This is a genomic window from Streptomyces virginiae, from assembly GCF_000720455.1.
GTDB classification, from domain to species: domain Bacteria; phylum Actinomycetota; class Actinomycetes; order Streptomycetales; family Streptomycetaceae; genus Streptomyces; species Streptomyces virginiae.
In genome coordinates this window covers 46,206-72,299 of the sequence record NZ_JOAK01000026.1, presented here as the reverse complement: position 1 = coordinate 72,299, position 26,094 = coordinate 46,206, and the positions used below count along the sequence as shown (strand labels likewise).

Annotated in this window: 40 protein-coding genes; 37 read left to right on the top strand and 3 right to left on the bottom strand. The window is 69.0% G+C overall.

Annotated elements, in window-relative coordinates; all coding sequences use genetic code 11:
• The first annotated feature begins 7 nt into the window (after positions 1-7).
• The 4 genes from IG86_RS0130115 to IG86_RS0130100 are packed head-to-tail and all read left to right on the top strand — an operon-like array spanning position 8 to position 1,821.
• On the top strand, positions 8-301 hold the full coding sequence (locus IG86_RS0130115) for a hypothetical protein (protein WP_030901110.1): 294 nt from the start codon (positions 8-10) through the stop codon (positions 299-301).
• Entirely contained in the window at positions 298-507 is a 210-nt protein-coding gene (locus IG86_RS0130110; protein WP_030901107.1) for a hypothetical protein, read from the top strand. The genes IG86_RS0130115 and IG86_RS0130110 overlap by 4 nt, the downstream gene beginning before the upstream one ends.
• A complete protein-coding gene (locus IG86_RS0130105) occupies positions 504-1,178 on the top strand; it encodes a hypothetical protein (RefSeq protein WP_030901092.1) in 675 nt (224 codons plus the stop codon). Before IG86_RS0130110 ends, IG86_RS0130105 begins: the two co-directional genes overlap by 4 nt.
• Positions 1,179-1,206: 28 nt before the next feature.
• Positions 1,207-1,821 carry a hypothetical protein gene (locus tag IG86_RS0130100; RefSeq protein WP_030901089.1) on the top strand — a complete coding sequence of 205 codons (615 nt, stop codon included), beginning with the start codon at positions 1,207-1,209 and terminating at the stop codon, positions 1,819-1,821.
• Between the two features lie 47 nt (positions 1,822-1,868).
• Here the strand turns inward: IG86_RS0130100 and IG86_RS40265 are convergent, their stop codons facing one another.
• Entirely contained in the window at positions 1,869-2,651 is a 783-nt protein-coding gene (locus IG86_RS40265) for a BRO-N domain-containing protein (RefSeq protein WP_051785502.1), read from the bottom strand.
• A complete protein-coding gene (locus IG86_RS0130090) occupies positions 2,648-3,079 on the bottom strand; it encodes a hypothetical protein (protein WP_157854932.1) in 432 nt (143 codons plus the stop codon). The genes IG86_RS40265 and IG86_RS0130090 overlap by 4 nt, the downstream gene beginning before the upstream one ends.
• A 186-nt stretch (positions 3,080-3,265) precedes the next feature.
• On the opposite strand from IG86_RS0130090, the gene IG86_RS0130085 reads away from it, so the two are divergent.
• Entirely contained in the window at positions 3,266-3,643 is a 378-nt protein-coding gene (locus IG86_RS0130085) for a helix-turn-helix transcriptional regulator (RefSeq protein WP_157854931.1), read from the top strand.
• 63 nt (positions 3,644-3,706) lie between these two features.
• On the opposite strand, the gene IG86_RS0130080 is transcribed toward IG86_RS0130085, so the two are convergent.
• Positions 3,707-4,483: a GntR family transcriptional regulator gene (locus tag IG86_RS0130080; protein WP_030901077.1), complete on the bottom strand. Its 777-nt coding sequence runs from the start codon at positions 4,481-4,483 to the stop codon at positions 3,707-3,709.
• Between the two features lie 273 nt (positions 4,484-4,756).
• Between IG86_RS0130080 and IG86_RS45165 the strand changes: the two genes are divergently transcribed.
• From IG86_RS45165 to IG86_RS0129910, 32 genes are all read left to right on the top strand, one after another.
• Complete coding sequence (locus tag IG86_RS45165; RefSeq protein ID WP_276329201.1) at positions 4,757-4,891, top strand: hypothetical protein; 135 nt, start codon at positions 4,757-4,759, stop codon at positions 4,889-4,891.
• Entirely contained in the window at positions 4,891-5,130 is a 240-nt protein-coding gene (locus IG86_RS0130070; protein ID WP_030901074.1) for a hypothetical protein, read from the top strand. Before IG86_RS45165 ends, IG86_RS0130070 begins: the two co-directional genes overlap by 1 nt.
• Before the next feature lie 70 nt (positions 5,131-5,200).
• The gene (locus tag IG86_RS0130065; protein WP_030901071.1) at positions 5,201-5,548 is read left to right on the top strand and encodes a hypothetical protein; all 348 of its coding nucleotides are present in this window, start codon (positions 5,201-5,203) and stop codon (positions 5,546-5,548) included.
• A gap of 3 nt (positions 5,549-5,551) precedes the next feature.
• Positions 5,552-5,746 carry a hypothetical protein gene (locus tag IG86_RS0130060; RefSeq protein ID WP_030901068.1) on the top strand — a complete coding sequence of 65 codons (195 nt, stop codon included), beginning with the start codon at positions 5,552-5,554 and terminating at the stop codon, positions 5,744-5,746.
• Between the two features lie 51 nt (positions 5,747-5,797).
• Entirely contained in the window at positions 5,798-5,968 is a 171-nt protein-coding gene (locus IG86_RS43230; RefSeq protein ID WP_157854930.1) for a hypothetical protein, read from the top strand.
• Complete coding sequence (locus tag IG86_RS0130050) at positions 5,968-6,156, top strand: hypothetical protein (protein WP_030901065.1); 189 nt, start codon at positions 5,968-5,970, stop codon at positions 6,154-6,156. The genes IG86_RS43230 and IG86_RS0130050 overlap by 1 nt, the downstream gene beginning before the upstream one ends.
• Positions 6,157-6,375: 219 nt before the next feature.
• Positions 6,376-6,603: a hypothetical protein gene (locus tag IG86_RS0130045; RefSeq protein WP_030901063.1), complete on the top strand. Its 228-nt coding sequence runs from the start codon at positions 6,376-6,378 to the stop codon at positions 6,601-6,603.
• Positions 6,604-6,638: 35 nt separating this feature from the next.
• Positions 6,639-7,898: a hypothetical protein gene (locus IG86_RS39245; RefSeq protein ID WP_037943288.1), complete on the top strand. Its 1,260-nt coding sequence runs from the start codon at positions 6,639-6,641 to the stop codon at positions 7,896-7,898.
• A 30-nt stretch (positions 7,899-7,928) separates the two neighbouring features.
• Positions 7,929-8,444 carry a plasmid transfer protein TraA gene (gene traA / locus IG86_RS0130035; RefSeq protein WP_051785501.1) on the top strand — a complete coding sequence of 172 codons (516 nt, stop codon included), beginning with the start codon at positions 7,929-7,931 and terminating at the stop codon, positions 8,442-8,444.
• Between the two features lie 14 nt (positions 8,445-8,458).
• Positions 8,459-10,468 (top strand): plasmid transfer protein TraB, encoded by a 2,010-nt coding sequence (traB, locus tag IG86_RS0130030; RefSeq protein ID WP_030901054.1) that lies wholly within the window; start codon positions 8,459-8,461, stop codon positions 10,466-10,468.
• 201 nt (positions 10,469-10,669) lie between these two features.
• Complete coding sequence (locus IG86_RS0130025; protein ID WP_030901052.1) at positions 10,670-11,137, top strand: hypothetical protein; 468 nt, start codon at positions 10,670-10,672, stop codon at positions 11,135-11,137.
• A 9-nt stretch (positions 11,138-11,146) separates the two neighbouring features.
• Positions 11,147-11,356, top strand: coding sequence for a hypothetical protein (locus tag IG86_RS0130020; RefSeq protein WP_030901049.1), 210 nt, complete (start codon positions 11,147-11,149; stop codon positions 11,354-11,356).
• A 324-nt stretch (positions 11,357-11,680) separates the two neighbouring features.
• Complete coding sequence (locus IG86_RS0130010; RefSeq protein ID WP_030901042.1) at positions 11,681-11,911, top strand: helix-turn-helix domain-containing protein; 231 nt, start codon at positions 11,681-11,683, stop codon at positions 11,909-11,911.
• A gap of 71 nt (positions 11,912-11,982) precedes the next feature.
• Positions 11,983-12,360, top strand: coding sequence for a hypothetical protein (locus tag IG86_RS0130005; protein ID WP_030901039.1), 378 nt, complete (start codon positions 11,983-11,985; stop codon positions 12,358-12,360).
• 43 nt (positions 12,361-12,403) lie between these two features.
• Entirely contained in the window at positions 12,404-14,704 is a 2,301-nt protein-coding gene (locus IG86_RS45160; protein ID WP_078906081.1) for a GDSL-type esterase/lipase family protein, read from the top strand.
• A gap of 65 nt (positions 14,705-14,769) precedes the next feature.
• Complete coding sequence (locus IG86_RS45600) at positions 14,770-15,126, top strand: HNH endonuclease (RefSeq protein ID WP_030901033.1); 357 nt, start codon at positions 14,770-14,772, stop codon at positions 15,124-15,126.
• Positions 15,127-15,390: 264 nt separating this feature from the next.
• Positions 15,391-15,855, top strand: coding sequence for a phage terminase small subunit P27 family (locus IG86_RS0129985; RefSeq protein WP_030901030.1), 465 nt, complete (start codon positions 15,391-15,393; stop codon positions 15,853-15,855).
• A gap of 19 nt (positions 15,856-15,874) precedes the next feature.
• Positions 15,875-17,539, top strand: coding sequence for a terminase large subunit (locus IG86_RS0129980; protein ID WP_244306145.1), 1,665 nt, complete (start codon positions 15,875-15,877; stop codon positions 17,537-17,539).
• Positions 17,540-17,561: 22 nt separating this feature from the next.
• Positions 17,562-17,783, top strand: a complete 222-nt coding sequence (locus tag IG86_RS0129975; RefSeq protein ID WP_030901025.1) for a hypothetical protein — start codon at positions 17,562-17,564, stop codon at positions 17,781-17,783.
• Positions 17,783-19,717, top strand: coding sequence for a phage portal protein (locus IG86_RS0129970; RefSeq protein WP_037943284.1), 1,935 nt, complete (start codon positions 17,783-17,785; stop codon positions 19,715-19,717). Before IG86_RS0129975 ends, IG86_RS0129970 begins: the two co-directional genes overlap by 1 nt.
• Position 19,718: 1 nt before the next feature.
• Entirely contained in the window at positions 19,719-20,582 is an 864-nt protein-coding gene (locus IG86_RS0129965; protein ID WP_030901020.1) for an HK97 family phage prohead protease, read from the top strand.
• 15 nt (positions 20,583-20,597) lie between these two features.
• Positions 20,598-21,917 carry a phage major capsid protein gene (locus IG86_RS0129960; RefSeq protein ID WP_030901017.1) on the top strand — a complete coding sequence of 440 codons (1,320 nt, stop codon included), beginning with the start codon at positions 20,598-20,600 and terminating at the stop codon, positions 21,915-21,917.
• A 13-nt stretch (positions 21,918-21,930) separates the two neighbouring features.
• On the top strand, positions 21,931-22,143 hold the full coding sequence (locus tag IG86_RS0129955) for a hypothetical protein (protein ID WP_030901014.1): 213 nt from the start codon (positions 21,931-21,933) through the stop codon (positions 22,141-22,143).
• 116 nt (positions 22,144-22,259) lie between these two features.
• Entirely contained in the window at positions 22,260-22,487 is a 228-nt protein-coding gene (locus IG86_RS0129950; protein ID WP_030901011.1) for a hypothetical protein, read from the top strand.
• Complete coding sequence (locus IG86_RS0129945; RefSeq protein ID WP_030901009.1) at positions 22,477-23,019, top strand: hypothetical protein; 543 nt, start codon at positions 22,477-22,479, stop codon at positions 23,017-23,019. Before IG86_RS0129950 ends, IG86_RS0129945 begins: the two co-directional genes overlap by 11 nt.
• Positions 23,016-23,357, top strand: coding sequence for a hypothetical protein (locus IG86_RS0129940; RefSeq protein WP_157854928.1), 342 nt, complete (start codon positions 23,016-23,018; stop codon positions 23,355-23,357). Before IG86_RS0129945 ends, IG86_RS0129940 begins: the two co-directional genes overlap by 4 nt.
• Positions 23,358-23,367: 10 nt before the next feature.
• Positions 23,368-23,655 (top strand): hypothetical protein, encoded by a 288-nt coding sequence (locus tag IG86_RS0129935; RefSeq protein ID WP_030901001.1) that lies wholly within the window; start codon positions 23,368-23,370, stop codon positions 23,653-23,655.
• Between the two features lie 110 nt (positions 23,656-23,765).
• The gene (locus IG86_RS0129930) at positions 23,766-24,071 is read left to right on the top strand and encodes a hypothetical protein (RefSeq protein ID WP_234350998.1); all 306 of its coding nucleotides are present in this window, start codon (positions 23,766-23,768) and stop codon (positions 24,069-24,071) included.
• Positions 24,072-24,107: 36 nt separating this feature from the next.
• A complete protein-coding gene (locus IG86_RS0129925; RefSeq protein WP_234350999.1) occupies positions 24,108-24,887 on the top strand; it encodes an Ig-like domain-containing protein in 780 nt (259 codons plus the stop codon).
• A gap of 89 nt (positions 24,888-24,976) precedes the next feature.
• The gene (locus IG86_RS0129920) at positions 24,977-25,321 is read left to right on the top strand and encodes a hypothetical protein (protein ID WP_030900995.1); all 345 of its coding nucleotides are present in this window, start codon (positions 24,977-24,979) and stop codon (positions 25,319-25,321) included.
• Positions 25,322-25,323: 2 nt separating this feature from the next.
• Positions 25,324-25,665: a hypothetical protein gene (locus IG86_RS0129915; protein ID WP_030900993.1), complete on the top strand. Its 342-nt coding sequence runs from the start codon at positions 25,324-25,326 to the stop codon at positions 25,663-25,665.
• 209 nt (positions 25,666-25,874) lie between these two features.
• Entirely contained in the window at positions 25,875-26,084 is a 210-nt protein-coding gene (locus tag IG86_RS0129910) for a hypothetical protein (protein WP_030900991.1), read from the top strand.
• Positions 26,085-26,094: the final 10 nt, after the last annotated feature.

Below are 26,094 nucleotides of genomic sequence, written 5' to 3'. Positions count from 1 at the left end.
ACCTGCCATGACCGTCCTGTGCACCGCCCGCATCGACGACTCGGTGACTGCCCGCCTCCACCACTGCACCCTCCCCGCCCACCACGACGACGACTGGCACCGCGGGCCCGAAACCGACGGGCGGGTCGTCCGGTGGAAGGACGGCGCACCCGGCGCCGTGGAGCACAGCGCTGCGGCGCCTGCGTGCCCCACGGACTGCGACGACGACTGCGACGCCCCCTGCCACGAGGGCCACTATCGACCGCGCCGCCGTCACCACCAGCTGCACGAGTGTCCGTCCGTCGCCGAGACCGCGCCGTGACCGGTCAGCTCGAACTGTGGGGGCCGGGCTGGGACATCGAACCCTGCGACACCAGCCCGGCCCCCGACCCCGACGAGCAGGCCCACCTAGACCTCCACGCCCGGCCCCGCTACATCCCCGGCGACCACGGCAGGGCGGCCGGCAGACCCACCTACTGGCAGAAGCAGCGCATCACCACCATCCAACCCAGTCAGGAGTACCTGTGACCGACCAGCCCGAGACCGGCTGCTGCGTGTGCGGCGGCGGCCCGGTCGTCTACCGCAACTACCGTGACCTGCCGTTCTGCTGGCCCTGCGCCGACTGCCGGTGCGCCCAGAACCCCTGCGTCCGGACCGGCGTCAACGACCCGGCCGTGAGCGCGGAAGTCTCTGAGCCGCCGGACTCGGCAAAGTGCTCCGGCGAGGAGGGCTTCTGCGACGCTCACGGCTTCCACCGGCACGCGCCCACCGCCGACGAGCCGCACCCGACGGACTGCCGGTGCGCCTGCGACGGCTGCCGCCACCACAACGCCCACCCCATCCCCGACCCGCGCGCCGAATACGTGGCCGCCGTCGAAGCAGCCATCGGCCCCAATGTCGACTGCGGCGGCATCGAAGGCGTCCACCGGGTACGCGACGCCGTCCTCGCTGTCCGAGACCTGGAGCTCGAGCAGGCACGCGCCAGCCGCGAGCAGTGGCGGCAGGAAGTCCTCGAGCTGGCCGAGCAGGTCAAGGCCCTCAACGCAAAGCTCGACGCCATCGCCCAGGCCGCCGACCTGATACGGGCCGACGCCGACCACCACGACGGCTGCCTGCTCGAGCCCAACGCCGACGGCGGGATCAGTCACAGCAGCATCGCCGCCGGACTCCGCATCGCACTCCGACACCTCGACGCCTGACCCACCCGCGCCGCCGCAAGGAGCACCAATGCACTGCACCGTCTGCACGAGCGCCCTGTACGCCGACGAGCTCGACCACCAGGCCTGCCGCCCCTGCACCAACCGCGTCGACCAACACCTCCGCGCCCTCGCCGGCCCCGACGGCCTGTACGCCCAGCTCGCCGACAGCCTCACCCCCGGCAGCTGTAGCGGCGGGCCCGTCGTCTCCGGCACGCGCGGCGCCCCCATCCCCGTCCGGTTGGAGCCGCTCAGCCTCACCGCCCGCGGGGGGATCATCACGATCCTGCAGACCTGGCTCGTCGACTGGCACGACACCCTCGGCTGGCGCTACCCCCGCTGGACCGGCGACCTCCAAGGCCAACTCGACCAAGCCGTCCACGCGCTCCGCATCAACCTCGCCTGGGCCGCCGCATCCCACCCCGCCTTCGCCGAATTCGCCCGCGAGATAGGCCAGCTCAAGCGGCAGGCCGAAGGGCAGCTGACCGGGGAGAAGCCGCCTCGCCGGATCCCCGTCCAATGCCCGTGCGGCACGGTCCTTCGCGTCACCATCGACACCCCGGGCGCCCGCTGCCCCGGATGCGAAACCCAGTACGGGCACAGCGAGGTACTCCAGCTGCCCATGGCGGAACGGACCGCGGCGTGAAGAAGCGCCCCAGCCGACTTGGCTGGGGCGCTTCAGTGCGTTCAGGGTCAGGCGCTGATGGCGATTTGGTCCCCGTGCTCGAACGCGGCGATCAGGTCGGCCATGCCGGCGTACACCTGCTCCAGCAGCGGTTGGTCCTCCGCCGTGTAGACCGCAACGGTGTCGATCCGGGAGCCGGCGGGGCCGGCGATCTTCTCCGGCCGACGGCCGTGCCGCTTCAGATAGGCGTTCGACACCCGCTGCCCGAACCCGGACTGGAACTTGGCCACGGTCTTCGCCTTGTGACCCTTCTCCGCCAGGAACGTCGCCGCGTACAGCGGAGTCTCCGACGGATCCAGCTCAGGCCGCTCGCCCATTGCGCGGGCCAGGATCACCTTCGCCGTCGCCGTCGCGTAGGGCTCCGGGAGGGCGGGACGGAGGATGGCGAGGATCTCAGCCTGCTCGCGGTACGGCAGCGCGCCAGCCGCCGCGGTGATCTCCCTCTGCGCCGGGGCCGGCGAGGGCGCCTCGTAGCTACCCTTCTTGCGGATTGCCGGGATCACCTCGTGCGTTACCCAGCGCTTGAACTTCTTCGCCTCGGGCTTGTCCGAACGGAGCAGGAGCGTGTACAGCCCCGGCTCGTTGACGATGGAGCGGTTGGGATTTCCCGGGCTTCCATCCGCCAGCCGGATGGAACTCCTCTCGTCCTCGTCGAGCCGCGCGAGGGCATTCCCGACGTTGGCGATGCCGAGGGCTGCGCAAACGTCGTTTGCGATCCACCACGGTTCGCCATCGATGAGGGCCGTCCGCACCTCGGCACCCTCGAAGGTGAAGGCCTGGAGAGCGCTCATGCGATTGCCTCCTTGCGGAGTGCGTCCAGGGTGTCCTCGATGAGGCGGATGAACTGCCCAGCGCCGTTCAGCTTCCACATCGACGAGTGCTTGAACAGTGCGGCCAGTTCGGCGAAGCCGGGCTTCGCTTCGGCGATGGTGGCCAGAGCCTCCTCGACCGCGAATACCTTCGCGTCGGTTGCGCGCCGTTCGACCACGATGCGGGCGAACGCCAGTACCTCGGCCGGGTCGCTGTCCGAGTCCATGACCATGACGTTCCGGCCGTTGTCGAGTCGCCCGAACTCAAGGGAACCGCGGCTCCGGCCCTTGCGTACCTGGAGCACGATGCCGTGCTCGTCGGCGAAGGTAGCGAGCTGCTTCGCGCTGGTGACCCGCGACACTTCCCCTTCGCCTGACTGGGCGGTGGCCTTGTGCGTTGCTACGCTCATCAGAGAGCGCTCCTTTCACGCAGATGGGACCTCTACTGCTCAGCGAGTCGCCTCTCGCTGGACGACAGGGCCGGACGGTTGCCTCCGTCCGGCCTTTCGCTTGCCGTGAGCACTACGTTAGACATTCGCTGGACATTGCGCAACGGGTTCGTGGACGAACGTAAAGCGATGGTGCATCATGTAGCCATGGACCTGGACTGGGTAGCACTCGGCGAAGAGCTTCGCGCCACCCGCCTCCAGCTAGGCCTCACCATGGAGGCTCTCGCTGAGAAGGCGGGCGTCTCGCGCATGACGTACCACAAGGTGGAAAAGGGCGAGACGCGCGGCCGCATCCCCCCCTCCCTCCCGAAGATTGAGGAAGCGCTTGGATGGCCGTCCGGGCGCGCGACCGCCATATTGACCGGGCAGCGACCGGTGAAAGCAGTCAAGGCGGACCTGTCATCCGAGCTGGAGCGGTCGATTTCGCTGGCCGCCATTGCCACACGAGGCGATCTGACCGCCGCCGAAATTCAGGAGCTGTCTCAGCGTGTCCTTGCGGATCTGCACGCACGCGGCCTGCTGTAGGTGGTGCACCGCACAAGCAAAAAGGAGGAGCCCCCGACCTATGGTCGGGGGCTCCTTTGCGTCTCAGCTGGCGCGCGGCCAGGTTGCCGACTCGTCACGCTCCACGTGATACGAGACCGCAAACTGAGCCGCAGCCATCGCTGTCTCATTCACCTCGACGACAACCTCCTCGCCGTCCCGGCGGATGCGAGCCTCCCGCGTCACCACCAGCACCGGGCTGGAAGCCGGCACGCCCAGAGCCTTCTGCTCCTCCGGGTTCGGGTGTCTCGCGGACACGGTCTCCCGCCACTCGAGCGGCGCCCGGTAGTGCTCTTCGAACCTGTCGTAGATCCCGCCTGAGCCGGTGCGCTCTGCTCCGACCTCCGGGATCTCGGCGACCACGGAGAGGGGGATGAAACTGACCGCCACCTGGTGTGCGACGGTCGCCCCACGCGGGCCCATGAGCCGGCGTCTGGCGAGGACGTCCTGGCCGCGGGTGGTTCCGAGGAGATCGGCCACATGACTGGGCGGCACTTCGAACCCGCGGGTGGGCGGCGTTACGGCGGCCCAGTCCTGGGCGTTGCGGTCGAAGAAGTAGCCGAGGTCGTCGCGGTAGACCACTCGGTCGCGGACCACAGTCGTGTGACGGGGGCGTTCCTTGACTCGAGCAGGATGCCGACGCGTCAGTGTCAGGTAGCCCTCGGCCGCCAGCTGCTGGACGGCTTTCTGGGCGGTGGCACGGGCGACGCCGTGCTCCTCTGCTAGGCGTTCGGCGGACGGCAGCGCGGCCCCCGGCGGGTAGTCGCCCGCTTCGATCGCGGCCCGGAGGGCGTCCGCGAGCCGGTGGGTGGCCCCTGTCATCCATCCTCCTCGGTGTTTTTCACGGTCACTTCCTTCGTAGAGTATCCCACCAGCGGTAGACCGTGCTACGGTCTGTGCTGTCGAAACAAGGCGACCCCGAGTCGACGGTGTTCCAGCACCTATGACTCGGGGCCTAAGACCCATCCACCTGCAGCAACAGGAGGAGTGATCCTGATGTCGGATCGTAGCCCCGCTACCAGTGGTAGCGCATTTCGGTCGTCCGTAGAGCGTCCCACCCCGCAGCGTCTGCACGCTGCCGCAGCCCACGCGTCGATGGCCGCCACCCTCTTCGAGGAGCTGGCCGCCACCGCCCGCAAGGCCGGCGACCACGCCGAAGCCGCCGCCTGCACCGCCCAGGCCGCCGGCCTCCGCCGCGAGATCCAGTACCGCACGCCGGACGCCGCCTGATGGCCGCCCCGGCCCTGGCCCTGTCCGAGGAGTGGCGTGCCGAAGGCCTCGCCTGCCGCGTGATCGAGATCCTCGCGGACCCGGTGAACCCGTCCCGCCGCAGCCTCCCCGCCTACCAGCTGTCCGCCCGCCTCGCCTTCGCGACGGCCGCCGCCAGCAGCATCCAGCCCGGCGACTGCCCGTGCGACTGGTGCGGGCAGGGCGGCAGCGACCCCATCGACCCGCAGGACGGCGAGTAGCCGCGCCGGCCAGCAGCACACCCACCGCAGCTAGACCACCCTCCCGTCTGACCAACCGAGGAGTACCGCCATGCCCGAAACCACCTGGCCCACCGGCGTCATCGCCCGCCACCTGACCGTCGGGGGCGCGACTGTCGACATCGTTGAGAAGGCCGTCGAGTACACCGAGGGCGAGACCGGATTCGGCCCGATCGGCAACGGCTACTCCGGATACCGGCAGCCCACGGAACTCGTCGACATCACGCTCACCGCGTCGTGCTCCGGCTGCACCGCCATCGACGAGAAGAAGTTCACCGGCATTTACGCATACGCCCGAAGGGGATTCCTGGACGAGCTGAAGCCCTGGCAGAGCCCCAAGACCTGGGCCCAGAAGCACGCCGAGACCTGCCGCGCCATGCCCCGTCCGATGGGGGCCTGAGCCATGAGCACCGTCCTCGACGTCATCGCGGTCCTGGTTCTGGCGGCCTCGCTGTGGCAGCTCATCGGCTACTTCCGCTGGCAGTACCTGGAGTGCACCGAGTGCGGCATGACGATGCGCTTCCGCTGCGTCAGCCGCACCGAGGAGCAGACCCTGACCGCTCGCATGCAGCAGCACGTCGACACCCATCGCAGCTAGACCCCACCTCCTGGGCCGGCCGCCGTGCCGGCCTCAACCGAAAGGACCACCATGGGTTTCTTCCGTGACAAGGCTGTCGAGATGAAGGCCGCGATCGACTCCGGCGACATGGAGCGTGCAGCGGACGCCATCATCTACGCGATGCGTGAGGGCGGCTCCGACCGCGCCGAGACCCTCGCGAAGATGACGGACGAGCTGCTGCGTGAGCAGGGCCGCAGCTGATGTTCACCGGCACCCCCGAGGAACTGAACCGGCTCGAGACGCAGGCCCGCAACATTGCCGGCCGGATCGCCATGCTGCTCGACGACCTTGAGGCCCTCGGCCTCGGCAACGCCTCCGGCCAGATCCACACCCCCGGCGGCATCATCCGCCAGCAGCCTGGCCGCGGCTGGGTCGTCACCGACCGCTAAACCCCGCCCCATCCCGCCTGACCGGCGAAGGAGCACCACCATGCCCTTGCCCGACTGGATGTACAGCCAGCTTGCTGCCCGCGGACTCCGACCCTGCGGGCACCCTCAAACCGACCACCCCAGCGACGACTGCCCGTCCTGCTCAGGCCACCGGGACGACAACCTCCCCCAGCAGGACTGACCCACCCTCCCGCTCAGACCACTGGAAGGACCACCGTCATGCCCACCGGCCTGATCACCGAGCTGGAACTGAACCGCCTGGACACCGCCGAGGCCGCCGGCCGCGCGCTCATCGAGCAGTACCTGATCGCCCTCCGCCGTGGTGACGAGCTCGGGATGCGCCGCTACGCCGCACTCGCCGCCGACCACGACCTGCTCTACCCCGACTCCCCGATCTCCGCCGAGATCGACGGCCTCCACACGCCCGCCACCGACATCGCCGCCTAACAGCCGGCACCGCACCGCCAAGGAAGGAGGTCGTCATGACCGCCCAGCTGGACCACATCAACGGCGCCGCCGTCGCGCCGCGGTTCGACCCGGTGGCCCTCGCCGAGGCGGAAGCCATCCGGTCGCAGGCCGCCGCTGACGCCGAAGCCCGCCGTATTGCCGCCGAGGCCGAAGCCGAGACAGTCCGCATCAAGGCTGCCGCAGAAGCCGAGAAGCAGGCCCTGACCAACAAGCGGGCGGCGCTCCAGCTGCAGCGGTTCGAGGCCGAGCAGCACGCCAAGATCGCCGAGGCGGAGCGCAAGGCAGCCGCCGAGGCGCGCGAGGCCGAGCGGGAGCGGCTGGCAGCAGAGGCCGCGGACCTGGCGGAGGCTGAGGCCGGCGAACAGCGCGAGAAGTCCGCGAAGTCGTGGAAGATCGCAGCCATCAGCTTCGCCATCGTCTGCGGCGTCGTGGCACTCCCCGTCCAGATGAACGCCTTCTACGACGAGGACGCCCGCTACCTTCTGGCCGCCCCTCTCGTTCTCGAAGGGGCCGCATGGGTCGTCCTCCGTGGCGCCGCCGCAGCCGTCGATGACCGGCGCCCGCACTGGCACTACCGGCTCATCGCCTGGCTCCTCGCCTTCGTCGCCGCCGGCGTCAACCTGTGGCACGGCCTGACCGCCTTCGACACGGCCACCGCCGTCGGCACCGCCATTGCCTCGCTCGCCGGCCCCGGCATCTGGGACCTCCACGAGCACGGGCGGATCCGTTCCCGCGACGGCAAGCCCACCCTCCGGCAGCGGAGTGCGCAGTGGCGGGCCGAGCGCAGGCAGGCCAAGCGGGAGGCGGCCCTCGCCGAGGAGCGGGCAGCAGCAGCGCAGGAGGACGCGGACGCCAAGGCCGCGGCCGACGCCCGGCTCGCCAACGACCGGGCCGAGGCCTTCCCCGACGTGTGGCAGCACGCTCTCAAGCTGGCTGCCGCCCTCGGCGAGACCACCGTCACCGAAACCATCTGGAAGCGCGCGCACCGCGACATCGAAGGCACCGACCCCGGCGAGACCGTGGCCATCATCCGCGGTCGGAACGCCGCCGAACGACGCCTCCTCGCAGCCCGCTCCGAAGCCCCCGGCGAGAGGCCCGTAAAGGTCAACTCTTCGCAGGCGGCATCGCAAATGCCCCCCTCCGGCGGCAGGCGCGTCTACAAGCCTCCGACGCGGCCCGGCGTGCGCCGCAAGAACGACACACCCAAGTACGTTCCGGCCGCCAACCGACAGGCCGCCATCGCCGCCCGCAACGCGGCCAGCAAGGACCAGTAACCCCACCCGGACCCGACTGGAGGAGATCGCATGCCGATCAACGGGCAGCGCACGAGCAGCAGCACGCGGACCAACCCGCGGAGCAAGGGCGGCACGACCAAGCACGGGCCGTCGTTCAGCTTCGGCCCGAACATCAACGTCAACTCGACCAAGACCACCAACACCGGTGGAAGCCGCGGCGCCGCCGGCGGCAGCCGTTCCCAGTTCATGCTGCCCGACCCCGAGTTCGGGTCGGCGGCCGAGCTGCGGAACTACTGCAACACCCTCCGCGCGTTCGGTGTCCACGCCTCCATCGAGGTCATGGTCGCCGCCGAAATCCTGCAGGCCGCACTGTCCCAGGCCAACGGGCTGAAGGACGACAACTTCATCCAGCACAAGCTCCGGGCCCGCAAGGTAGCCCGGAAGCTGAAGAAGTCCGGCGAAGCCCTCGCCGACGCCGCCTCGCTCGCCGCCGCGACCTACGCCGCGTTCCAGCGCGAGTACGCCGACATCATGTCCGCCCGCACCCCGAACCGGCCCGCGCAGTCGCGCCCGTTCCAGTACTGACAGGAGGCACTCCCATGGCCGGCAAGGACATCGAGCAGCGGCACGAAGACCAGCTCAAGGGCAGTTCGGACGGCGGCGGCATCAAGGGCTACCTCCTCCACCGCGCCAAGCCCTACCTCCCGCCGTGGCTCGGCGTTGGCGCGGTCGGTATCACCGGCGGCGCCGCGAACCTGGTGTGGTCCGGCGAGCCCGGCATGGGGGTACTCCTCACCCTCGGCTCCGTTGCCCTGACCGGCTCCACCTGGTGGGCCGCCCGCATGACCGGCAAGGAACGCCGCCTCCACTCCGCCGTCACCGTTGCCGCTGGCTCGTCCTGGTTCACGTCGGCCGCCATCTTCGGCCCGGCCTGGGACATGTGGTTTGTCGGCGGCATCGTCACTGCCCTGTCCTGGAACATCCGGCAGGTCATGCGCCGCGACCCCGACGGCGCCAAAGCCATCGCCGCGGACGGAGGCCTGCTGGAGAAGATCGGCCTGGCCAAGGCCAAGATGGGCCAGCCCAGGGTCGAACCCAACCGGGTCACCGTCCCGATCGCCCTCGACCCCGGCACGCAGACCAATGACGACATGGCCAAGGCCCTCGGCAACGTCGCCTCCGCCCTCGACGTGCCGGCCACCGCGATCCGCTACCTGCCCGACCCCGACTCCGCACGCCGCGGCGAGCTCGTCATCGTCCCCATGGACATGCTCGCCGACACCGTCCGCTGGGAAGACCAGGGCCCGTCGCTGCCCGGCGGCTCCATCACCGACCCGCTCGTCCTCGGTGTGTACGACGACGGCTCGCCGCTCCAGCTGTGGCTGCCCGGCGACCCCAACGCGGGACGCAACGCCACCCACGTCCTGATCGCCGGCATGACCGGCGCCGGCAAGGGCGACGGCGCCCTCAACCTGATGACCGAGATCCTCTCCCGCAAAGACATGATCCTCTGGCTCAACGACCCGAAGGGCTTCCAGGACTTCCGTCACCTGCTTCCCGGCATCGACTGGGCCACCGACGCCTCCGGCACCGAAACCATGACCGAGGCAGTACTGCCCGTCGTCCAGGCCCGCACCGCATGGCTCGGCCAGCACGGCTACCGCCAATGGTGTGCCGAAGCAGCCGTCACCCAGAACGACCCCGCCCACTCCTGCCGGCCCGACGGACCCTGCAGCTGCCCGGGCATGCCGTTCCTCGTCACCTGGTTCGAGGAAGCCGGCGTCAGCCTGTCCGTCCTCGGCGACGACGCCTTCAACAACATCGCCAACCTCGCCCGATCCGGCGGCGTCGCCCTCATCGCCTCCCTGCAGCGCCCCAGCCACGACCAGATGTCCACCACCGCCCGCGACGCCTTCGGCACCCGCCTCTGCTTCGGCGTGCAGACCGCCACCGCCGCCGGGTTCATGCTCCCCGACGCGGTCATCGACGCCGGCGCAGCACCCGAACGCTGGTCCAACCGTCGGCCCGGCTACTGCTACCTAGTCACCCCCGGTGTCGACGAGGGTCGCTACTCCAGCCCCGGCCGGACCCGCTGGTTCACGCCGTCCGCGAACTCGCTGATGGAAGCCGTCGCCGCATGGGCAGCCCGCAACGGCGCCAAGCCCGACCCCGTCACCGCGGCGGCCGCAGCCAAGGCCGTCGGCAAGGCGTACACCGAACGCGCCCGCCACGAAGAGGAGAACCCCAGCAACGACGAGGACCAGGAGACGACCGTGAGCCGCCTCGACGACGAGGACCGTGACATCGACCCCACCCAGGAACTGCCCCAGCCGCGACCCGGCGAGGAGAACGTCGTCTTCGATCAGGGCGACGGCGCGGAGCTCAGCCGCGAGGAAGCTCGTGCAGCCCTGCAGGAGATCGTCGCGCAGTTCGAAGCCGGCGGCACGATGGTGATCGGCGTGGTCGACGTCATGAAGCACGCCGAGCGCTTCGGCCGCAAGCGCGGATGGGTGTCGGGCGAGCTCCAGCAGATGCTCACCGAGGGCCGGCTGGCCCTCACCTCGAAGCCGGGCCGGTACCGGATCGTGCCCGCCATGGCCGACGTCTGACAGTCCGCGCGCGCCTGACAGTCGTGTTCTGACACGCGACCTTCCTAGGGGTTTGCCAGTCACGCCCTGACACCTGACACCTGACACCCGCTACGCAAAACGTCACCTACCAGGACAAACGCGGCGGGGAGCGGTGTCAGGGTCCGCGACCCACTGTCAGAGACCGTCAAGCACCGTCAAACCCCCTCAAGGAGCCCCTCCATGACCGCCCCGAAGCCCCTCGACCACGATCACGCCGCCCGACTCGTCGCCGCCGTCGAGGAAGCCCTGACACCCGCCACTTCCTACCGTGACACCAGCCTCCTGCCCGCCGTCGGCACCGTCCCGCCCGTGCCCCAGCCCGGCCGGCCGCCCATGAGTCAGAGGGCGACCGATGCCAGCGCCCTCATGCTCACGGGCAGCGTCGTCACCCTGTCCGTCGGCGGCGCCACCTCGCTGGTCCTCATCGCCTCCGACTACGCCGACCCCGCCGTCATCGCCATGATCTGCGCGGCCCCCGTGGCCATAGCCGTCCCGATCCTCGCAGTCGCCCGGATGCTCCGCGGTGCCAAGACGCTCGTGCCTGAGACCCACAACCACAACTACAACGCCCCCGTCGAGCAGCATCACCAGCACACCACCACCCAGACCTGCGGCATCTGGGCCAAGACCACCAACCACGGCAACTGAGGAGAACCCGTGCTGGAGCACATCGCCACATCCGTCCTCCGTGAACTACTGGGGCAGACGGAAGCCCGGATCGACGAGCCGAAGACGGACGTCGAGGAGAAGGCCGACCAGCTGATGAGGCTCGCATGCAGCGGTGACAAGCCCGGCATGGAACGGCTCATCCGGTCCTGGCCGGAGAACCTGGCGCGGGAGGTACACGCGCTGATCGAGAAGCGCTGACTTCTACCGCTCGACGAGGCCCTCGCCATCCGCGGGGGCCTTCGGCGTGGGCACCGCACGCGCCAGCCACCCCGGGCCGGCCGCCCGAATCGGCGCCGTCGTCGGCGTCGCATCCAGTGCCACACACAACCGGTCCAACGCACGCTGACACTCGGCAGCAGTCGACCCGCGGACCATGTACGAAACCCCCATGGCTGCAGTCTCGCACCACAAAGCACCTCTTGACACGAGTAAGTCACCGAAGCGAAGATTTGCTGAAATAGCACTCGTGCGCACTCAGGCCGTCCCCCACAGGACGGCCTTTCGTCATTCCAGGGGGTGCGTATGGACCGGCCGCAACTCGTCACAGCCGCCGACGCCGCCTACTACACCGGGCGGCCCGTCGGCACGATCTGGCGCTGGGCATCCGAAGGCCGAATCAACCGCTACGGCGGCCGTGGCAAAGCAGCCCGATACGACCTCCGCGAACTCGACCGCAAGACCGTCGACGAATGGACCGGCGAAGTCCACGTCGGTGAAGCACCACCACTTCCCGCCGGAGCGAAAGCCGCCTGACGCAAACTGCTGCGGCACGGCCGCGAATCGGCCAGCATGAGGCACCCAGAACCGCGACCTCAGAGGTGCTCATGTTCGGCAGCAAGAAGACCCCCGAAGAGAAGGCCGCAGCAGCCCGGCTCAGTAAAATCCGCGGAGCAGCCGCCGCCGCCGGCGTCACCATGTTCGGCGGCAAATTCAAGGCGCCGAACCAGATGGACGTCCCCGTCGAAGGCGCGAAGGTCACCCTGGAGCGTGGTGAAGAGGCCAAGGCCCGCATCACCGCCACCCGCGTTGCCCTCACCGGCATCTTCGCCCTCTGGCTGAAGAAGGACATGAACAAGCTGTTCATCACCATCGAAGGGGCCGGCGGCGAAGTCCTCGTTCAGCCGGTAGCGGCGGCCAAGGAACCCCAGGCCCGCATATTCGCGACGCTCGTCAACGGCGAAGCGACCACGCCCGACGCATAGGCCGGCCGCACGGCGCGGCGGATCTACCTCGAGGAGGTCCGCCATGCCGCTGCCCGACGGAGTCGAGACCGTCACAGTTGTCGACGACCGGGCTCACCCTGACGGCGGACACATGCGCGGCAAGGTCATTTTCCGGCCCCGCGTTCGCACCGTCACCTCGACCGAACACGGCCTCATCGTCATGGGCGACGCCGTAGGCGAATGGGTCAACGGCACCCTCAGCGTCGAACTCCTCGCCGGAGACGCCGACGGCTTCACCCCCAGCGGCTGGACCTACGAAGTCATCGAGCGGCCCTACGATGCCGCCGGCGACAGCTACGACATCTTCCTCGCCGCCAGCCTTGGCCCGACCGTCAACCTGGCCACCCTCGCTCCCACCAGCCCGGAACAGGGCGACTACGTCACCGTTCCCGGACCGGCAGGCCCCCAAGGCCCCACCGGGGCCACTGGGCCGACGGGGGCAACTGGCCCGGCTGGCGCTACGGGCCCGGCGGGACCCACCGGAGCCACGGGCCCAGCAGGGCCGGCAGGAGCCGACGGAGACGACGGAGCACCCGGAGCGACAGGCGCAACCGGCCCGCAAGGCGATCCCGGAATAGCCGGCGCTACAGGGGCAACAGGACCCATCGGCCCTCAGGGCGACCCCGGCCCCACCGGACCGACTGGAGCTACGGGCGCAACCGGACCGGCAGGATCTGACGGGCCCGAAGGGGCACAAGGCCCCCAAGGCTTGGTAGGAGCCGACGGCGCCAACATACGGACCGCAGAGGCCCGCATCACCGACGGGGCCGTCGTCGACCTCACGTCATCCACCCCGTGGATCATCGCGACCACATCAGTCGGAACGCCGCTTCAGTGCTCCGTCCCCGCCATGGCGGGCGACCGAATTCGCGTGCACTTGTCGATGATGTACGTCGGCGCCCACTTCATGGACCTGGCTTTGCTGACCGGCGCCGGTGCCATCGACCAGTACGGGGCATCGGGCACCTCATCCCCGCTGGCCGAAGGGGCGCCCGAGTTCTACCCCAGCGTCTCCTTCTCCAAGACCGCCTCCGCAGGCATGTTCACTGTGACCGCCAGCCACATCTCGGCTTCCGGCCTGGCAACGATCGCGCTCGTCCACTCGGGGACCAGCTCCGGCAAGGTCTACGCGAACGCGACCTACCCCTGGCGGATGCTGCTGGAGAACCTCGGCCCCGCTCCGGCGCCTACGTCGATCAGCGTGGCGCAGACCGGCACCGCCACCAGCGGATACATCAAGTACGCGCCCGCAGGCGTAGCCCTGGCCGGCAGCGACGTCACCGGGCCCTACCGCTACCTCGGCGCTACGGGCTTCCAAATCGGCACCGGAACCCCGGACAGCAGCAACGTCCTCCCGACCAGCCGCTACCCCAACACGCGCGGCACCCTCTCGTCCTCCCAGTCCGTCTGGTCGGTCGAATTCGGCACCGACGCAGCCGTCCTGCAGCTCCGCTTCAACTACCAGACCGCCGGCATGTACCGGCTATGGGTCGATGGACGTCGCTACACCGATCTCATGCTGCCCGTAGGCGGCACGACCCCCGGCAGTACCCACCTGATGACCGTCAACCTCGGCGTCGCCCAGGCGAGGACCGTGCGGTTCGACTTCTACACGGTGCCCTTCGGCGGCGTACACCTGCCGCCCGGCGCGACCATGTGGTCGACCTCCGCACGCGCCGAACGGTTCATGGCCTTCGGAGACAGCCTCTCCGACGGCTCCAGCATGAACACAGGCGGCGGAGCAGGAACCTGGGCACACAAGACAGCCCGACTCCTCGGCTACGACGACTACTGGAACGAAGCCCGCGGAGGCACCGGCTACATCACCTCCGGAAGCTTCACCACCCTCGCCAACCGTGTAGCGACCGACGTCATCGCCAATACCCCGACCAAGCTGGTCGTCTGGGCCGGCTACAACGACAACGGAGGCTCCCAGCCGAGCATCTCCGCAGCCGCGGCCAGCCTCTACAGCACCATCAAGGCCGGGTTGCCGAACGCTGCGGTCTACGTGATCGGCTGCTGGTCACCCTCGGGCTCCCCGGGGGCGTCGATCACCAACACGAACGACACCCTGAGACTGGCGGCCGCGGCGGCGAACCTACCGTTCATCAGCCCGATCACTGGGGGCTGCTACGACGCCTCAGGGACGCTCATAGCGACCCACGGGGCCTGGATTACGGGCACAGGGCGCGTAGGGGCCACAACGGGCACAGGGAACGCTGACGTGTACATCGGTACGGATGCTGTCCATCCCACGGATGCAGGGCATGCATACCTGGCCAAGCGCATTGCAGCAGCCATCCAGGAGCTAACACCCGCCTAGGGGTTCAGGCACCCCCGCCCCCCTCCTCAGGGGGGCAGGGGGGTGGAGGGGAGGGGGTGGAGGGTATGCCTACCTCACCCCCATCCAGGTGTGGGGATCCCGAGTGCCAGGAGCTCACCACACAGGGACGGTGCGAGAAGCACCAGAGGAGGGCATGGGCCAACAAGTCGAAGGCTTGGGGCTCAGGCTCGACACGTAAGTGGCGCACGTTCAGGGCTCAGATGCTGGAGCGAGAGCCTCAGTGTCGATGGTGCGGAGCAAAGACGGGGCTCGAAGTCGATCACCTCATCCCGCTGTCCGAAGGCGGCTCGAAGTGGGACCCAGCGAACGTCCAGACGCTCTGCAAGGCTCATCACGAGGTCAAATCGGATCAAGATCGACGTCGGAGGACGCGTCCGGACGGTCCAGGGCTCACCTTTTGACCCTGTACAGGGCTCATTTGAGGTGAGAAAATGGGCTCCGGATCTTCGATTTTGGGGCCTCTGAGAGCCCCGAATCGGCTCCCGAGAGCCCGGATTTGACCCCGGGAGGACCCCCAGGAGGGGGTAGGGGAGTCGAAATCACCAAATCGGACATCCTGGACAGCGCCGCGGTGAGCTGGGAAGGCGCACGCTCACTACAGCCATGGGGGGTCAAGCCCCTGACCTGCGGTAACGCTACGTGACTGCTTTCAGGGGGTGTTGACCATGCCCCGGACCGCCAAGCCTGCCGGGCTCAAGCTCATCGAGGGCCGTTCCTCGGGCCGGGACTCGGGTGGCCGCAAGGTCAACTCCGGCCCAGACTTCAAGCGGCTGCCACCCGAGGCGCCCGACTGGCTGTCACCCGAGGCTGCCGCCGAGTGGGATCGCGTGCTGCCCGAGCTGTCCCGCCTCGACCTGGTCAAGGAGAGCGACCGAGCCGCCCTCGCCGCGTACTGCGAGGCCTGGGCAACGTTCGTCGAGGCCACCCTGACCGTGCAGCAGGAGGGCCAGTTCATTGAGGCGCGGCAGGGCAAGCTCGCCCACCCTGCTGTCGGCATCGCCCGCGCGGCCGGCCGTGAGATGCGGTCGTGGGCCGCTCACTTCGGTCTGACCCCGTCGACGGAGCAGGCCCTGGCGCGAAGCGGGGGCGACGATGGCGACGAGGCGAACCCGTTCGCCGGATCCGGCTGACCTGGGGATTTCCCCGGAGGTGGCCTGGTACTTGCAGGACCGCGGGATCCCGCTGCCGGACTGCCCGCCGAAGATCCAGACGCCCAGCCCTGGCGAGGCTCCGGGCGCGGTGTTCGACCCGGCGAAGGTCGACAAGGTCTTGCAGTCCTTCCACCTGTTGCGGCACACGCAGGGCAAGTGGGCGGGCAAGCCGTTGGACCCTGACCCGTGGCAGGTTGCGTACATCCTGGCGCCGGTGTTCGGCTGGGTTCGCTGGGACGACGAGGCCGAGGGCTACGTCCGGATCGTTCGCAAGCTGTACGTGGACGTCCCCCGCCGCAACGGCAAGACGACCCTCAGCGGCGGTATCGCCGTGTACCTGATGGCCGCGGACTCGGAGCCGGGCGCCCAGGTGTACGCGGCGGCCACGTCGGAGAAGCAGGCCCGGTACACGTTCGACCCGATCAAGACGATCGCGGAGCGTGCTCCGGCGCTGAAGGGGAACGTCAAGGCGTTCACCAAGAAGATCACGCACCCAGCGTCCGGGTCGTATTTCACGGTCGTCTCGTCGGTGGCCGAGGCCCTGCATGGCGCGAACGTGCACGGCGGGATCATCGACGAGCTGCACGTCCACAAGAGCCCGGACTTGGTGGAGACGATCGAGACGGGTACCGGCTCGCGTCGGCAGCCGCTCGTCATCATCATCACGACGGCGGACGAGGGCAAGCAGGAGTCGATCTACGACCGGAAGCGGCAGTACATCGAGCAGCTGGCCCGCGGCGCGCTGCACGACCTCGACACCTACGGCGTCGTCTGGGGCGCGGGCGAGGATGACGACCCGCACGACGAGGCGACATGGCGGAAGGCCAACCCCGGCTACGGCGTCAGCCCTTCGGCGGCGTACCTGCGCGGTGCGAGCGCGGAAGCCCAGCAGTCGCCAGCCGACCTGGCGAAGTTCTTGCGCCTGCACCTGGGGATCCGCACCAAGCAGACCACGAGGTTCCTGACGCTGGAAGCCTGGGACCGCAACGCGTCGATGGTCGATGAGCGGCGGCTGGTGGGCCGGCCGGCATACGGCGGGCTGGACCTTGCGAGCAGCAGCGACCTGTGTGCCCTGTGCTGGCTGTTCCCCGACGATGAGACCGGCACGCTGGATGCGGTGTTCCGGTTCTGGACGCCGGAGGACAACCTGCGGGCGCTGGACAAGCGGACCGCGGGTGCTGCCAGCCGATGGGTGCGAGAGGGCTTCCTGGTGGCGACGCCGGGGAACGTCGCGGACTATGACTGGATCAAGGAACAGATCCGCCGGGACCGCGACCATTTCAAGGTCAAGTCCATCGGCTACGACCCGTGGAACGCGTCGCAGCTGACCAACGACCTGGTGTCCGAGCGGGCACCGATGGTGAAGGTCCGGCAGGGCTTTGCCACGATGTCGCCGGTCCTGAAAGAGATCCAGCGGCTGACCTTGCAGGGCACCGCCGAGGCGCCGGCCCTACGACACGGCGGCCACCCCGTGGCCCGCTGGTGCGTCGACAACCTTGCCGTCGCCATGGACCCTGCGGGCAACGTCAAGCCGGACAAGGCGAACAGCGGCGACAAGATCGACGGCGTATCGGCCCTGGCAACAGCGATGGCCGAGGTTGTCGCCCGGCCCCCGCGCAGGAAGTCCCGGTACGCGGACGACGAAGAGATCATGGTCGTATAAGCGGCCTTCGAGAGGAGGCCGCATGTTCGCCTGGCGTCGCACCGCGGTACGCAAGAGGGTCATCGTCAACCTGGCGGACAAGGCGTTTTCCGGCGTGCTGTGGGCGAAGCGCGGACCCCTGCTGGTCCTGCGTGACGCCGAGCTGCTTGAGCCCGGCCGGGCGCCTCAGCCGATGGACGGCGAGGTCGTGATCGAACGGCACCGCATCGAGTTCACCCAAGTCCTGGCGACGGGCGGTGCCTGATGGCGTTCGTGGTCTCCTCCGGCCAGCTCGCAGTCACCGGCGCCGGCGTTACCCCTGGCTACGCGGCGATGCCGCTTCCGGCGGCGCCGTGGGAGTACGAGACGATCTGGCGCACCCAGCCCCAGGTCCGCACGGTCATCGGCTTCCTCGCCCGGAACATCGCCCAGCTGGGGATCCATACGTTCCGCCGGGTCAGTGACACCGACCGGGAGCGGCTCACGGAACACCCCCTGGCGCAGCTCCTGGCATCGCCGATGCCGGGTATGACGACGTACCGGTTTGTCGAGCGGATGGTGTCCGACGTTGCCCTGTACGACTCCTGGTACGGGATCAAGCTGAAGCTCAACGGCAAGCTTCAAATCCTCCCGGTGCCGCCCTCCCTGATCCGCCCCTACGGCGGCAACTGGATCAGGCCCGACCACTATGAGACAGCGGGCGGCAAGGACTTCGCCGTCGAGGATGTCGTCCATATCCACGGCTACGCGCCGGACAGCCTGACCGTCGGGTCGTCGCCGATCGAGTCGCTGCGTGAGCTGCTGCTCGAATCGTCGGAGGCGGCCCGTCAGAGGCAGCAGATGTGGAAGGGCGGCGCCCGCCTGACCGGTGTCCTGCAGCGTCCGCCGGACGCCCCCGATTGGGGGGCCAAAGAGAAGCAGCGCTTCCGCGAGATGTGGCGGACCTTCTCCCAGGGCGGCGGCGCCGAGGGCGGTACGCCGATCCTCGAAGACGGCATGACCTACACGCCGGTCGGCTTCAACCCTGAGCAGGCCCAGTACATCGAGTCGCGCAAGCTGACCCGTGAGGAAGTGTCGGCGGCGTACTTCATCCCGCCACCGCTGATCGGAATCCTTGACCACGCCACCTACTCCAATATCAAGGAGCAGCACGCCCACCTGTACCAGGACACGCTGGGTCCGTGGATGGTGATGCTGCAGCAGGAGATCCTCGCGCAGATCCTGCCTGATCTGCCCGGCGACAACAGTGACGTGTACGCCGAGTTCAACATCGACGCCAAGCTCCGCGGCTCCTTCGAGGAGCAGGCGGTGGCTGCGTCGACGGCGACGGGCCGGCCGTGGATGACGGTCAACGAGACCCGGGCCCGGAACAACCTGTCGGCCATCGAGGGTGGCGACTCGCTGATCACTCCGATGAACGTGACCGAGGGCGGGCTGGCCTCGCCGCGGGACACAGCGCCGGATCCGGCGGCTCTCCCAAAAGCGCGCGGCCTGGCGCTGGTGAAAGGCGGCAGGCCGGCTGAGCTTGGCACCGCAGTCACCGAGGCGGAGGCGCTCGCGACCTCGCTGGAGCGGTGGACGAAACGGGCTGCCGACCGGCTGTTGGTGGCGGCGGGCGCGAAGGCCGGCGACATGCCGGACCTGCTCGCCCTGTGGGCCGCCGGCTCCGAGGACCGGCTCGCGCAGCTGGAGGCGCTCCTCGCGGACCATGGCTACCGGCTCGCGCAGGTCGGGGCCTGGGAGGTCCTGAACGTCTGGAACCCGGACGCCGAGAACTGGTCGGCCGACGTGATGCTCGCGTGGATTCTTGCGGCCGCGGCCACGCACGCGGAGCAGCACGAGGAGGCTGGCCGGAAGGCGGTGGCCGCGGCGCAGGAGCGCGGCGGGGACGGCTGGCGGGAGAGCCTGCAAGGCGCCGCCCTGGCGTGGGAGTCGGCGGCCACTGTCCGCGCCGCGACTTCGTCAACGGAGTTCCGCAGCTTCGGCGGCCATGACGCGGCGTCCGCGTCCGGGCTGGTGAAGAAGATCTGGCGGACCGGCGGCCGCAACCCGCGGCCCTCGCACAAGGCCCAGAACGGCGAGTCCGTCTCGCTGGACGACGTGTTCTCCAACGGTCTGCGCTGGCCCGGTGACGGCAGCGGCAAGGTCGACGAGCTCGTCAACTGCAACTGCACTCTCGACTATGCGAAGGAGGGATGACGTGCGCACGAAGGATTTCACCGCCCGGGTGAAGGCGGCGGGCGTCGCCGACGGGCTGGCCGAGGGGCAGTTCGTTGCGATCGTCTCGGTGTTCGGCAACGAGGACAGCGTCGGCGACGTCGTCCGGCCTGGCGCGTTCACCGAGACGCTGGCCCAGTGGGACGCCAAGGGCGATCCGATCCCCGTGATCTGGTCCCATGCCTGGGGCGACCCGTTCGCCCACGTCGGCGTCGTCGTCAAGGCCGTCGAGACCCTGCAGGGTCTGGAGGTCACCGGTCAGATCGACGACCTCGATACGAACCCGACGAGCGCCCAGGTGTACCGCCTGCTGAAGGGGCGCAGGGTGACCCAATTTTCCTTCGCCTATGACGTCAAGGAAGGCGCCTGGGTTGAAGACGACCAGCACCCGTGGGGCGGCTACTACGAGCTGCGCCGCCTCAAGCTCCACGAGGTCGGGCCGTGCCTGGTCGGCGCCAACCAGGAGACCGAACTCCTCGCAGCCAAGGCCCACGGCCTGGCCCGCGGAGCGAAGGCCGGCCGTGTTCTGAGCCAGGCCAACTACGACTCCCTCTCCAAGGCGCACGCCGCCATCGGTGAGGTTCTCGCGGCGGCAACGCCCGAGAAGAGCAAGATCGAAGAGACCGGCCAGCCGGAACCTCTCGCAGACGACGGCACCCAGCCGTCGCCGCAGCCGGAGGTCCAGCCCGCCCAGGAGCTCAAAGCAGAAACCACCCCCAGCAGCACAGAGGAAGGGACCACGCCAGGCCCCCGCGAAGCGTCCGTCGAGGACGCCGCCAAGGTCGGTGCCGCCGCCTCCCGCCTGCTTACTCGCCTGGACCTCGAGCTGATCGAGCTGGGCGCTTAACCGGAACGAGGAGACATGACCGTCAAGATTGGCGAGCTCACCGACCAGATCAAGCACCACCTCACCGAAGCCCGCGCCATCGCGGCGAAGGCAGAGTCCGAGGACCGCGACTTCTACGACGATGAGCGCACCGCGCTCAACGAGCACATGGCCAAGGCGCAGGAGGCTAAGGCCGGCCTGGCCAAGGCCCAGGGCGACGCCACCCTGCGCTCCGCCCTCGCCGACCTCGGCGACGACATCGCCCTCAACGAGAAGTCCGGCGAACGACGTACCCCCAGCGGCCTGATCGTCCCCGACGAGAAGACCTCCCTCGGCGAGCACTTCGTGAAGTCCGCCGAGTACGCGGCGCTGATGGGCACCACGGCGAACGGCCAGTTCGGTGCGAAGCAGCGCGTGCAGTCCCTGCCTGTCGGCTACAAGAGCCTGGTCACCGGCCTGTCCGACACCTCTGCCGGCGCGTTCGTCACCAACGACATGCGCGGCCTGCAGGTGGCACTGGACTCGTTCCAGCGCCCGCTGCGCCTGCGGGACGTGGTGACGAACGGCACCACGACCAGCGACACGGTCGAGTACGTCCGCATGACGTCGACCACGAACAACGCCGCTCCGGTCGCGGAAGCGACGAGCTCGGCTGCACCTACCGCGCCGGCTTCCGTCCCGGGCGCCCTGGTCAACGCGGCAGGCGGCGGCTACAAGCCCGAGTCGGCGCTTGCCGCGGCGAAGGTCACCACCCCGGTACGGACGATCGCGCACTGGATCCCGGTCACCAAGCGTGCCCTGTCCGACGCTGCGCAGATCCGGACCCTCATCGACGCCTTCCTCCGCTACGGACTGGAGGAGGAACTCGAAGACCAGATGATCTCCGGTGACGGAACCGGCGAGAACTTCGAGGGCCTCGGCAACGTGTCCGGCGTGCAGGCGCAGGCCTGGGACACCAACGCGCTGACCACTGCCCGCAAGGCGAAGACGAAGGTCCGCACCGTGGGCCGCTCCATCGCCAACGCGTACCTCCTCAACCCGGCGGACCTGGAGACGATCGACCTCCTGCAGGACAACGAGGGCCGGTTCTACTTCGGCGGCCCGCAGGGTGTCGGCTCGGCGTCCGTCCTGTGGGGGCTGCCGGTCATCGAGACCGAAGCCGTTCCTGCGGGCACCGGCTATGTCGGCGACTTCCGCAAGGCCGTCCTGTGGGACCGCGAGCAGGCATCCATCCAGATGACCGACTCCCACGCGGACTTCTTCGTCCGCAACCTCGTCGCGATCCTCGCCGAGATGCGTGCTGCCTTCGGCGTCCTGCAGCCCAACGCCTTCGTCGAGATCGACCTGACCGCGTAAGGAGGGGCTCGACATGGCATACCTGAACGCAGGGGCCGGCGCTGCCCGCGAGGGCAAGCAGACCGCAGCCGTAGCGGATGCGGCCGCGGCTACCTCCGTGGTCGCCGCTGGCGCCAACCCGACAAAGGCCGAGTACGACGCCCTGCGCGCCGACTACCTGGCGCTCCGCACCAAGGTCAATGCGCTGCTCGCCGCGATGCGGACGTCCGGCCAGCTCGCATCGTGACCCTGTTCCTCCGGCAGACGGCTCAAGGGCGGTGCCCATGCGGTGCCGAGCATGCGGCGTGCGGCCCGCCCTCGACCGCTGTCCCCGTCGATCAGCACATCGTGGAGGTGTCCGCCATGAGCGGCCCGCTCAGGAAGTACCGGTACACATCGCCCGGCGGAAGCGAGTCCGTCCTCAAGCTGAGCACGGAGGATGCCGAACGTCACGGCCTGTCCGATGAGGATCTCGTCGAATCGGGCAGCGGCGCGAAGGCGGCGTCCCCCGAACCGAACAAGGCGCGCGCCGCCGCTGCCAACAAGGCGCGTGCGCCTCGAGGCAAGGGCGGTGCGGGTGGTGGCGACTGACACACCGCTGGCCGACCCTGCTGCCCTGGCCGTATGGCTGCGCGTGCCGGCCGACGATCCCCTCCTGCTCGCCGCGCTCACCTCCGCATCGAATCGCTTCCGTGGCGAAGTGGGTCACGAGGTCTCCCTTGTCGAGAACGAGCAGGTCACCCTTGACGGCAACGGGCGCGAGTCCGTTCTCCTCCCGGTGTGGCCGACGGTCGGCGTGTCGGAGGTTCTCCTCGACGGCGAGGAGCTCGTCGAGGGCACCGACTACGACTGGTCCGAGGCGGGCTTCCTGCGCCGTCTGGGCTGCCAGTACTGGCCGGCCCGCCTGCGCTGCATCCAAGTCACCTACAGCCACGGCTGGGCGCAGACTCCCTCCGACATCCAGGAGGCCGTCATCGAGCAGGCGCGCGCCGGCTACGGCGGTCAGCCCGGCTTGAAGTCGAAGGCGGTCGGCGGGCAGTCCGTCACCTGGGAGACCGGCGTGACCAGCCAGTGGTCGAAGGCGGTCGAGCGTCACCAGGTGCAGACCGGGAGCGACGCGTGATGTTCAACCAGTCGCTGGTGCGCGTGCGCGCGGGCACGCGCCCGGACCGTGCGGGCAACACGGTCCGCGACTGGGCAACGGCAACCCGCGTCACGGTCCAGCAGGTGAACATCCAGCCGAGCATCCAGCAGGAGACCACCGATGCCTCCCGCACGGCCAAGGTCACCGGCTGGCATGTGCAGTCCGCCGAGGGCACCGCCCCCGACATCCGCGCGGACGACCGCATCGAGTGGGACGGCATGACCTGCGAGGTCGACGGCGAGGTGGCCCGCTGGCCCGAGCTGTTCACCGACTCGGTCCACCACATCGAGTTCGAGATGAAGCGGGTCACCGGATAGGAGGCCGCCAATGCTGGAGAAGTTCGAACTCGACACCGCCGGCGTGCGGGAGGTTCTCAAGGGGCAGGCCGTCCGCGACCTGGTCGACGGCTACGCCCAGACCGTTGCCGACAACGTCAAGGCCAAGGTGCCATCAGGCGTACCGATCGAGGTCCGCAAGTACACGACGGACCGCGGCGCCGCCACGGTCGTTGTGGCCGACGTGCGCGGCATGGCCTGGCAGGCGCGCGACGGGATCCTCACCCAGTCCGCTTCGGCGGCCGGGCTGGAGGTCAAGGCTGCTGGAGCTGAGGAGTGAAGCCGCTCGTCGTCTTCGCCGACGCTCAGGCCGCGGGCGTACAGATCCTCCGGGCAGCCTTGGCTGGACGCCCGGAGTCTTACACGGACGGCGTCACCGTTGGCTCGCTTGTGCCAGGCGACCGCTCGCCGGAGACCCCGCACCTGCCCTACGTCCTCGTCCGCAAGGACGGCGACCTGCCGCATCCGTCGATGGCCAACGCAAAGGTCCTGCTGCGCGTGACCGCATGGCATGAGGACGCCGACCAGGCGCACGACCTGGCGATGCTCTGCCAGGGCCTCCTGCTAGTCCACTCCGGCCCCATCATCCGCGGCGTGCGCCCCGTCACCGGGCCGCTGCCGGCAGTCGACGACGTCTCCCTCGTGGACGTGTCCACGTTCGTCGTCAACACCAACGTCAAGCCCGTCCCGCTCTAACCCCGCCCCTGAACTGCGGCGACAACCCTTACCCGAGTGAAGGAGGACGCCGTGGCCGGCGACCCGCTGAAGGCAAATCTGTGGACGGACGCGGACGTCTACATCTCCACCAACCTCTCCGCGACCCTGCCCGCCAACGCGTCCACGCCGTTCGGTGTGGACTGGGATCTGGTCGGTCTCCTCGACGGCGACGACGGCTTCCCCGAGTCCCGCGACGAAGACACCGACGACAAGTTCGCGTGGGGCGGCATCCTCGTCCGCACGTCACGCAACCACTTCAAGCTGACGAAGTCGTTCACCGCGCTCGAGGACAACGACACCACCTTCTCCCTGCTGTGGCCCGGATCTACCGAGACGCAGATCAAGGTCCCCCGCCCGGCCAAGGTCCTCGTCGCCTTCGAGACCCGCGAGGGTGACAAGGTCCGCCGGCTCATCACCGCGAACTACGCCGAGGTGTCCCTCGACGGCGACCACGGTGAGAACGAAACCGACCTCGAGTCGATGACGTTCGTCGCCACGATCTACCCCACCGGCGACGGCGTTCTCTTCGACCGGCAGACGACCCCCACCCTGGTCAGCATCTCTATCCCGACCACGCTGTCCGTGGCTGACGGTGCCATCGGCTCCCTCACCGCGACCGCCACCTACGACGACGCCTCCACCGCGAACGTCACCGCGCTCGCTTCGTGGACGTCGTCCGTGCCTGCGAAGGCCACGGTGTCGGCAGGCTTCGTCACCGGCGTCGACCCCGGCTCGACCACCGTCACCGCCACCTACGAGGGCCAGTCCGACACCTGCGCCGTCACCGTTACCTGACCGGCGCCCCAGACGCCGGGGCGCGGTCCTTCGTCGCGGTTCGCCCGCGCCCCGGTGCACCACCAGAACCGCGACGGAAGGCCACTCCTGTGCCGATCAGCTATACCGACCAGCAGATCCACGACAAGGCCGTCGACCTCGGTCTGATCTACGCCAGCCAACTCCTGCCCAGAAACCTGCGCGGGAAGGTTGTTGCGGCTCTGGCCGCAGAGGAAGCGGCCGACCGCCAGCAGTCCCCCGAGCCGCAGTTGGCCGGAGAGATCGTCATCCACGGCAGCAACATCCTCATCGACGGCGAACACTTCCCCTGGCTCGTCGCCACCCAGCCCATGGAGATCGGCCTCAACCCCGACGGCGTCAGCACCGTCCGCCTGACCCTGATGGCCGCCACCGTGCAGGTCATCCGCCCCGAACCGCGACCCGAAAGCGAGTAGCCATGGCCACCCGAACCGCGACCAAGCCGGCCGACGACCAGCCGTTCGACTTCAACCTCGACGCCGTCGAATCCGAGGTGGAACTCCGGCCCTTCCGGATCCACTTCAACGGCCGGCGCTGGACCTTCGAACACCTCGAGGGCCTGGACATCTGGGATCTTGTAGAGGCCGCCGAAGGGGGCCAGGTCAAGGCCATGATCGGAATCTTCGAGATCTCCCTCGGTGAGCAGTGGCCGGAGTTCCGAAAGATCAAGCTGCCCCAGTACAAGATGAAGGCCCTCTTCACGGCCTACCAGAAGCACTGCGGTCTTAAGCCGGGGGAATCCGAGGCCTCCGGGAACTGATCCGGAGGCACGGCCGAGCCCTCGAGGCAGACCTTCCGGCAACCTACCCCGGCGTCCGCCTCAAGCACCTTTACACCGGCGAGCTCACATGGCGCGAGCTGGGATCTCTCGTGCAGGGTTTGCCACCTACGTCGCGGCTCCGGACCGCCCTTAACCAAGGACGCGCTGAGCCGACGGCCGAGGCAGTCCTCCTTGCCGACATCTTCGACATGCTCCAGAACGTGGACTGGCACATCGTCGCCAGCAACGTCGACAAGAAGGCCAACCTGCCGAAGGTGCCCAAGCCGTACCCGCGCTGGTGGGCCGCCGGCAAACAGGCCGACGAGGCCAAGCGCGAGGACCGGGTCATCCGCCTCGAGGCCGCCCGTGCCCGCAGGCGCGAGCGCGCCCAGGCAATCGCGGACGGCCGCATCGCCTAACCGGACGGGG

Excerpts from the sequence above, each read along its gene's own strand:
- IG86_RS0130115 (WP_030901110.1), top strand. The coding sequence starts at position 8 with ATGACCGTCCTGTGCACCGCCCGCATCGACGACTCGGTGACTGCCCGC.
- IG86_RS0130100 (WP_030901089.1), top strand. The coding sequence starts at position 1,207 with ATGCACTGCACCGTCTGCACGAGCGCCCTGTACGCCGACGAGCTCGAC.
- IG86_RS40265 (WP_051785502.1), bottom strand. The coding sequence starts at position 2,651 with ATGAGCGCTCTCCAGGCCTTCACCTTCGAGGGTGCCGAGGTGCGGACG.
- IG86_RS0130090 (WP_157854932.1), bottom strand. The coding sequence starts at position 3,079 with ATGAGCGTAGCAACGCACAAGGCCACCGCCCAGTCAGGCGAAGGGGAA.
- IG86_RS0130085 (WP_157854931.1), top strand. The coding sequence starts at position 3,266 with ATGGACCTGGACTGGGTAGCACTCGGCGAAGAGCTTCGCGCCACCCGC.
- IG86_RS0130080 (WP_030901077.1), bottom strand. The coding sequence starts at position 4,483 with ATGACAGGGGCCACCCACCGGCTCGCGGACGCCCTCCGGGCCGCGATC.
- IG86_RS45165 (WP_276329201.1), top strand. The coding sequence starts at position 4,757 with ATGGCCGCCACCCTCTTCGAGGAGCTGGCCGCCACCGCCCGCAAGGCC.
- IG86_RS0130070 (WP_030901074.1), top strand. The coding sequence starts at position 4,891 with ATGGCCGCCCCGGCCCTGGCCCTGTCCGAGGAGTGGCGTGCCGAAGGC.
- IG86_RS0130065 (WP_030901071.1), top strand. The coding sequence starts at position 5,201 with ATGCCCGAAACCACCTGGCCCACCGGCGTCATCGCCCGCCACCTGACC.
- IG86_RS0130060 (WP_030901068.1), top strand. The coding sequence starts at position 5,552 with ATGAGCACCGTCCTCGACGTCATCGCGGTCCTGGTTCTGGCGGCCTCG.
- IG86_RS43230 (WP_157854930.1), top strand. The coding sequence starts at position 5,798 with ATGGGTTTCTTCCGTGACAAGGCTGTCGAGATGAAGGCCGCGATCGAC.
- IG86_RS0130050 (WP_030901065.1), top strand. The coding sequence starts at position 5,968 with ATGTTCACCGGCACCCCCGAGGAACTGAACCGGCTCGAGACGCAGGCC.
- IG86_RS0130045 (WP_030901063.1), top strand. The coding sequence starts at position 6,376 with ATGCCCACCGGCCTGATCACCGAGCTGGAACTGAACCGCCTGGACACC.
- IG86_RS39245 (WP_037943288.1), top strand. The coding sequence starts at position 6,639 with ATGACCGCCCAGCTGGACCACATCAACGGCGCCGCCGTCGCGCCGCGG.
- traA (WP_051785501.1), top strand. The coding sequence starts at position 7,929 with ATGCCGATCAACGGGCAGCGCACGAGCAGCAGCACGCGGACCAACCCG.
- traB (WP_030901054.1), top strand. The coding sequence starts at position 8,459 with ATGGCCGGCAAGGACATCGAGCAGCGGCACGAAGACCAGCTCAAGGGC.
- IG86_RS0130025 (WP_030901052.1), top strand. The coding sequence starts at position 10,670 with ATGACCGCCCCGAAGCCCCTCGACCACGATCACGCCGCCCGACTCGTC.
- IG86_RS0130010 (WP_030901042.1), top strand. The coding sequence starts at position 11,681 with ATGGACCGGCCGCAACTCGTCACAGCCGCCGACGCCGCCTACTACACC.
- IG86_RS0130005 (WP_030901039.1), top strand. The coding sequence starts at position 11,983 with ATGTTCGGCAGCAAGAAGACCCCCGAAGAGAAGGCCGCAGCAGCCCGG.
- IG86_RS45160 (WP_078906081.1), top strand. The coding sequence starts at position 12,404 with ATGCCGCTGCCCGACGGAGTCGAGACCGTCACAGTTGTCGACGACCGG.
- IG86_RS45600 (WP_030901033.1), top strand. The coding sequence starts at position 14,770 with ATGCCTACCTCACCCCCATCCAGGTGTGGGGATCCCGAGTGCCAGGAG.
- IG86_RS0129985 (WP_030901030.1), top strand. The coding sequence starts at position 15,391 with ATGCCCCGGACCGCCAAGCCTGCCGGGCTCAAGCTCATCGAGGGCCGT.
- IG86_RS0129975 (WP_030901025.1), top strand. The coding sequence starts at position 17,562 with ATGTTCGCCTGGCGTCGCACCGCGGTACGCAAGAGGGTCATCGTCAAC.
- IG86_RS0129970 (WP_037943284.1), top strand. The coding sequence starts at position 17,783 with ATGGCGTTCGTGGTCTCCTCCGGCCAGCTCGCAGTCACCGGCGCCGGC.
- IG86_RS0129960 (WP_030901017.1), top strand. The coding sequence starts at position 20,598 with ATGACCGTCAAGATTGGCGAGCTCACCGACCAGATCAAGCACCACCTC.
- IG86_RS0129955 (WP_030901014.1), top strand. The coding sequence starts at position 21,931 with ATGGCATACCTGAACGCAGGGGCCGGCGCTGCCCGCGAGGGCAAGCAG.
- IG86_RS0129950 (WP_030901011.1), top strand. The coding sequence starts at position 22,260 with ATGAGCGGCCCGCTCAGGAAGTACCGGTACACATCGCCCGGCGGAAGC.
- IG86_RS0129935 (WP_030901001.1), top strand. The coding sequence starts at position 23,368 with ATGCTGGAGAAGTTCGAACTCGACACCGCCGGCGTGCGGGAGGTTCTC.
- IG86_RS0129915 (WP_030900993.1), top strand. The coding sequence starts at position 25,324 with ATGGCCACCCGAACCGCGACCAAGCCGGCCGACGACCAGCCGTTCGAC.
- IG86_RS0129910 (WP_030900991.1), top strand. The coding sequence starts at position 25,875 with ATGCTCCAGAACGTGGACTGGCACATCGTCGCCAGCAACGTCGACAAG.